At 72.1% G+C, this 6,495-nt stretch carries 6 protein-coding genes; all 6 read left to right on the plus strand.

Annotated features, from left to right (window positions below):
- Window positions 1-517, plus strand: a 517-nt coding sequence (gene ruvX / locus ACFXB5_RS09360; protein WP_385204487.1) for a Holliday junction resolvase RuvX, incomplete at its 5' end; no start/stop codon positions are given.
- Window positions 518-608: 91 nt separating this feature from the next.
- On the plus strand, window positions 609-2,363 hold the full coding sequence (gene mltG / locus ACFXB5_RS09365; protein WP_385204490.1) for an endolytic transglycosylase MltG: 1,755 nt from the start codon (window positions 609-611) through the stop codon (window positions 2,361-2,363).
- 6 nt (window positions 2,364-2,369) lie between these two features.
- Window positions 2,370-3,197 (plus strand): shikimate dehydrogenase, encoded by an 828-nt coding sequence (locus ACFXB5_RS09370; protein ID WP_385204493.1) that lies wholly within the window; start codon window positions 2,370-2,372, stop codon window positions 3,195-3,197.
- A gap of 191 nt (window positions 3,198-3,388) precedes the next feature.
- The gene (gene aroC / locus ACFXB5_RS09375; protein WP_385204496.1) at window positions 3,389-4,573 is read left to right on the plus strand and encodes a chorismate synthase; all 1,185 of its coding nucleotides are present in this window, start codon (window positions 3,389-3,391) and stop codon (window positions 4,571-4,573) included.
- Between the two features lie 158 nt (window positions 4,574-4,731).
- Entirely contained in the window at window positions 4,732-5,214 is a 483-nt protein-coding gene (locus ACFXB5_RS09380) for a shikimate kinase (RefSeq protein ID WP_201854695.1), read from the plus strand.
- The gene (gene aroB, locus ACFXB5_RS09385; protein ID WP_385204499.1) at window positions 5,211-6,368 is read left to right on the plus strand and encodes a 3-dehydroquinate synthase; all 1,158 of its coding nucleotides are present in this window, start codon (window positions 5,211-5,213) and stop codon (window positions 6,366-6,368) included. The genes ACFXB5_RS09380 and aroB overlap by 4 nt, the downstream gene beginning before the upstream one ends.
- Window positions 6,369-6,495: the final 127 nt, after the last annotated feature.

Here is a 6,495-nt window from a genome sequence, read left to right on the forward strand (position 1 = left end):
GCGCCCCCCGAGCCCGTCGCGGCGTGGCCCCGCTCACAGTGGGGGGGGGGGGCCCGGGCGTCGGGGGCGCCGCCCCGGCCCGGGGGCCCCCGCGGGAGGGGGGCCCCGTCCCCCCCCCCCCGACGGGATCCTCGCCACTCCCGTGGAGACCGTGCCGGGACGCGACATCCCGGCCGCCCACAAGCGGCTCGTGACGATCGTCGAGGAGTACGAACCGATCGAGGTGGTGGTCGGCCTGCCGCGCTCGCTCAGCGGGCGCGAGGGGCCGGCCGCGGCCAAAGTGCGCACCTTCGCGCGCGAGTTGGCGCGGCGGGTCAACCCGGTGCCGGTACGGCTCGTCGACGAGCGTATGACCACTGTCACAGCCTCCCAGGGGCTGCGCGCCTCCGGGATGACGTCCAAGAAAGGGCGTTCTGTCGTTGACCAGGCGGCGGCCGTGGTGATCCTGCAGAGCGCGCTGGAGACCGAGCGGGCCTCCGGGAGGGCTCCGGGGGAAGCCGTCGAAGTGGTCATCTGATCGCGATACGGTAACGTTCCGCGCGGCATGGCCGCCGCCGCCCGTGCCACGAACACGCCGAGCGGTGACCACCTCCGTCGCTAGGGGATCGATGACTGAGTACGGCCGGGGACCCGGCTCCCAACCGTGGCATCCCGAGGATCCGCTGTACGGGGACCGGGAGTGGAGCGGCGACCGCGCGGCGGCCGGTCAGGATCCCTACGCCCAGGACCGCTACGCCCAGGACCCCTACGCACAGGATCCGTACGCACAGGACGCCTACGCCCAGGATCCGTACGGTCAGGGCACCTACGGCCAGGGCCCGTACGGCCAGGATCCTTACGGACATCAGCAGTATCCGCACGGCTATTCGCAGGACCCCCAGCAGCATCAGCAGCCCCAGTGGGACGGCCAGGACGCCGGCTACCCGCATCAGCGGCACCCGCAGGAGTACCCCGGTCAGGGCGGCCCCTACCCGGCCCAGGGCGGTTCGTACGGCGGGATGGACCCGCGGGATCCCTATGGCGGCCAGGGCGGTCCCTACCCGGGCCAGGACGGTCCCTACCCGGGCCAGGACCCCTACCAGGGACAACAGGGCACACAGCAGATGCCCACGGTGCCCGCGGAGCACCAGGTGCCGCGCCAGCGCGAGGCCCCCGAGGAGCCGCCCCTCCAGGCGGACGACGAGGACGACCATCCGTTCTTCAACGACGGCGGCGGCCGGGGCGACGCGGATGACGTGGACGACGACGGCGAGGACGGCGAGCGCTCCGGCAAGAAGGGCAAGCCCAAGAAGCGCCGCAGCGGCGTGGCCTGCCTCTTCGTGACCGTCGTCCTGGTGGGCGCCGTCGGCGGAGGCGGCTACTACGCCTACGACTTCTGGCAGACCCGCTTCGGCCCCGCACCCGACTACTCCGGCCAGGGCACCGGCCGGATCGAGGTGGAGGTTCCCTCCGGCTCCGGCAACGCCGAGATCGGCTCGATCCTCGCCGACAAGGGCGTGGTCAAGAGCAGCGGCGCCTTCGTCGATGCCGTGGAGGACAGCGGCAAGTTCGTCCAGCCGGGCACCTACACCCTGCGCAAGGAGATGTCCGGCGCGGCGGCGGTCAAGCTGATGCTCGACCCCAGCAGCAGCAACGCCCTGATCGTCACCGAGGGCATGCGCGACGCCACGATCTACGCGGCCATCGACAAGAAGATCGGCCTCAAGGCGGGCACCACCGCGGGCGTCGCCAAGAAGGAGGCCAAGAACCTCGGCCTGCCCTCCTGGGCCGACGACAACAGCAAGATCAAGGATCCGCTGGAAGGATTCCTGTACCCGTCCCGCTACAGCGTGGGCGAGGGCGCCAAGCCCGCGGACGTACTGCGGAAGATGGTCGCCGAGGCCAATCGGAACTACTCCGGTCTGGATCTGGAGGGCAAGGCCAAGGAATTGGGCCTGAAGTCCCCGCTCCAGCTGATCAGCGTGGCCAGCCTGGTCCAGGCGGAGGGCGTCACCCACGACGACTTCCGGAAGATGGCCGAGGTCGTCTACAACCGGCTCAAGCCCGCGAATCCCGAGACCTACGGCAAGGTGGAATTCGACTCCACCTACAACTACATCAAGAACCAGAGCAAGATCGATATCCCGATCAGTGAGATCAAGCAGTACGACAACCCGTACAACACGTACTTCTACAAGGGACTTCCGCCCGGTCCGATCGGAAATCCGGGTCACGACGCGCTCAAGGCGGCAATGAACCCGACCAGCGACGGCTGGTATTACTTCGTCTCGCTCGACGGCAAGACGAGCCAGTTCTCCAAGACCTACGCGGATCACCAGAAGTGGGTCGACAAGTTCAATAAGCAGCGCACGAACAACGGCTGAGGAAAGATGTCGGAAAACCGCAGGGCAGCGGTGCTCGGTTCGCCGATCGCCCACTCCCTGTCACCGGTGCTGCACCGCACCGCCTACCGCGAACTGGGCCTGACCGGCTGGACGTACGACCGCTTCGAGGTGGACGAGACCGGGCTGCCGGACTTCTTCAAGCACCTCGGCGAGGACGCGGGACCGGCCTGGGCCGGGCTGTCCCTGACCATGCCGCTCAAGCGCGCCGTCATCCCGCTGCTGGACGAGATCAGCGACACCGCGGCCTCGGTGGAGGCCGTCAACACGGTCGTCTTCGGCGACGACGGCCGCAGGCGCGGGGACAACACCGACATCCCCGGCATGCTGGCGGCCCTGCGGGAGCGCGGCATCGGGCGCGTGGAGCGCGCCGCCGTGCTGGGCGCCGGTGCCACGGCCTCCTCGGCGCTGGCCGCGCTCTCCCGGATCTGCGACGGCGAGGTCACCGCGTACGTCCGCAGCGAGGCCCGCGCCGCCGAGATGCGGCAGTGGGGCGAGCGGCTGGGCGTCGCGGTACGCACCGCGGACTGGGACGACGCGGCCGAGGCGCTCCGCGCCCCGCTGGTGATCGCCACCACCCCCGCGGGCACCACCGACGCGCTCGCCGCGGCCGTACCGGACCGACCCGGCGCGCTCTTCGACGTCCTCTACGAGCCCTGGCCCACCCCGCTGGCCGCGGCCTGGGCGGCGCGCGGCGGCTCGGTGGTCGGCGGCCTGGACCTCCTGGTGCACCAGGCGGTGCTCCAGGTCGAGCAGATGACGGGCCGCGCTCCGGCGCCGCTGGCCGCGATGCGCGAGGCGCTGGCGGCCCGCTGAGCCGTCCCACGGGCCCCCCGTCGGGCCCGTCCGGCCCGCCCCGGACCCTTCCCGGAGCGCCGTGGGCGTCCACCCCATGGACCACGAACCGAGCGGACGCCCCGGTCGTGGGAGGATCGGAGGTGCGGGCCGGAGTCGCGCGGACCGGGCCGCGCCGCACGATGTCGAGGCACGCGCATGAGGGAGCACCGTTGAGCAGGTTGCGCTGGCTGACCGCGGGGGAGTCGCACGGCCCCGCACTCGTGGCGACGCTGGAGGGGCTGCCCGCCGGGGTGCCGATCACCACCGACATGGTGGCCGACGCCCTGGCCCGACGGCGGCTCGGCTACGGCCGCGGTGCCCGGATGAAGTTCGAGCGCGACGAGGTCACCTTCCTCGGTGGCGTACGCCACGGGCTGACCCTCGGCTCCCCGGTCGCGATCATGGTCGGCAACACGGAGTGGCCCAAGTGGGAGCAGGTCATGGCCGCCGACCCGGTGGACCCCGAGATCCTCGAGGGAGTCGCCCGTAACGCCCCGCTCACCCGCCCCCGCCCCGGCCATGCCGACCTGGCCGGGATGCAGAAGTACGGCTTCGACGAGGCCCGGCCGATCCTGGAGCGCGCCAGCGCCCGCGAGACCGCCGCCCGGGTGGCGCTGGGCACCGTCGCCCGCTCCTACCTCAAGGAGACGGCCGGGATCGAGATCGTCTCGCATGTCGTGGAGCTGGCCGCGGCGAAGGCGCCGTACGGCGTCTACCCCAAGCCCTCCGACGTCGAGAAGCTGGACGCCGACCCGGTGCGCTGCCTGGACGAGGACGCGAGCAAGGCGATGGTGGCCGAGATCGATCAGGCCCACAAGGACGGCGACACGCTCGGCGGCGTCGTCGAGGTCATCGCGTACGGCGTACCGGTGGGCCTCGGCTCGCATGTGCACTGGGACCGTCGGCTCGACGCGCGGCTGGCCGGTGCGCTGATGGGCATCCAGGCCATCAAGGGCGTCGAGGTCGGCGACGGCTTCGACCTCGCACGGGTGCCCGGCTCCAAGGCCCATGACGAGATCCTCGCCACGGACGAGGGGATCCGGCGCTCCTCGGGCCGCTCCGGTGGCACCGAGGGCGGGCTGAGCACCGGCGAGCTGCTGCGCGTCCGGGCCGCGATGAAGCCGATCGCGACCGTGCCGCGGGCGCTGGCCACGGTCGATGTGACCACGGGCGAGGCCACCAAGGCCCATCACCAGCGGTCCGACGTCTGTGCCGTCCCGGCGGCCGGGATCGTCGCCGAGGCGATGGTCGCGCTGGTCCTGGCGGACGCGGTGGCGGAGAAGTTCGGCGGCGACTCCGTCACCGAGACCCACCGCAATGTGCGGGGCTTCCTCGAGAACCTGGCCATCCGGTGAGCGACGCACGCGAGGCCGCCGGGCGGCAGACAGACGATGACGCGCGCTTTCGCCGAGCGGGCGACGGTGACACTAGCCGCTGCCGCGGCGGGGCGAACAGTTCGGCGGGGCTGACGGCGCGGGTCAGCGGGGGTCCGGCCGTTGTGCTGGTCGGGCCCATGGGGGTCGGGAAGACCACCGTCGGGCAGGTGCTCGCGGAGCGGCTCGGCACCACCTTCCGCGACACCGACACCGACATCGTCGCGACGGCGGGCAAGGAGATCTCGGAGATCTTCATCGACGAGGGCGAGCCGCACTTCCGCGAGCTGGAGCGGCAGGCGGTGCGGACCGCCGTCGCCGAGCACGGGGGCGTACTCGCGCTGGGCGGCGGCGCCGTCCTCGACGAGGGCACCCGGGCGCTGCTCGCCGGCCTCCCCGTCGTCTTCCTGGAGATGGGCGTCGCCGAGGCCGTCAAGCGCACCGGTCTCGACGCCCCGCGCCCGCTGCTCACGGTCAATCCGCGCCAGCGCTGGCGCGAGCTGATGGAGCAGCGCCGCCCGCTGTACACCGAGGTCGCCCGCGCCGTGGTGTCGACCGAGGACCGCACCCCCGAGGCCGTCGCCGAGGCCGTCCTGGACGTACTGGAGCTGAAGAACGCATGACACCCCCTGTGGCCGAGACCCCTACGCGCATCCAGGTCGGAGGCACCGCGGGCACCGCACCGTACGAGGTGCTGATCGGTCGGCAGCTGCTCGGCGAGCTCCCCGGGCTGATCGGCACGTCCGCCCGCCCGTCTCCCACCACCACCCTCAAGGGAGGCGCTCCGCGCCGCGGCCATGTCCAGCGCGTCGCCGTCCTGCACCCCGAGGCGCTGGCCGGCACCGGTGAGGCGATCCGCCAGGACCTCGCCGAGCAGGGGTACGACGCCATCGCGATCCAGCTGCCCAACGCGGAGGAGGCCAAGACCGCCGAGGTCGCCGCGTACTGCTGGAAGGCGCTCGGTCAGACCGGCTTCACCCGCACCGATGTGATCGTCGGCGTCGGCGGCGGCGCGACCACCGACCTCGCCGGATTCGTGGCCGCCACCTGGCTGCGCGGAGTGCGCTGGATCGCCGTCCCCACCACCGTGCTCGGCATGGTCGACGCCGCCGTCGGCGGCAAGACCGGGATCAACACCGCCGAGGGCAAGAACCTCGTCGGCGCCTTCCACCCCCCGGCCGGGGTGCTGTGCGATCTGGCCGCGCTGGACTCGCTGCCGGTCAACGACTACGTCAGCGGGCTCGCCGAGGTCATCAAGGCGGGCTTCATCGCCGACCCGGAGATCCTGGAGCTCATCGAGCGGGACCCGGTCGCCGCCCGTACGCCCGCAGGTCCGCACACCGCCGAGCTCATCGAGCGCTCCATCCGGGTCAAGGCCGAGGTCGTCTCCAGCGACCTCAAGGAGTCCGGGCTGCGGGAGATCCTCAACTACGGACACACGCTCGCCCACGCCATCGAGAAGAACGAGCGCTACAACTGGCGCCATGGTGCGGCCGTCTCCGTGGGCATGGTCTTCGCCGCCGAGCTGGGCCGGCTGGCGGGCCGTCTGGACGACGCCACGGCCGACCGGCACCGCACCGTTCTGGAGGCCGTGGGCCTGCCGCTCACCTACCGCGGCGACCAGTGGCCCAAGCTGCTGGAGACCATGAAGGTCGACAAGAAGTCCCGCGGTGACCTGCTGCGCTTCATCGTCCTGGACGGTATCGCCAAGCCCACCGTGCTGGAGGGCCCGGACCCGGCGGTGCTGCTCGCGGCGTACGCCGAGGTCTCCGGCTGACCCGGGCCTCAACCGCTTTCCGGCGTCACAACTCTGTCATCGCCTTGGGGTTACCCCGGGCGCCCCCCCCGGGGGGGGAAGAACCCCCCCCCCCCCCCCGCGGGGGGCGGGGGGTGGGGAGATGAGT

The sequence above is a fragment of the Streptomyces sp. NPDC059455 genome (assembly GCF_042750115.1).
In the GTDB taxonomy this organism is placed as follows: domain Bacteria; phylum Actinomycetota; class Actinomycetes; order Streptomycetales; family Streptomycetaceae; genus Streptomyces; species Streptomyces endocoffeicus.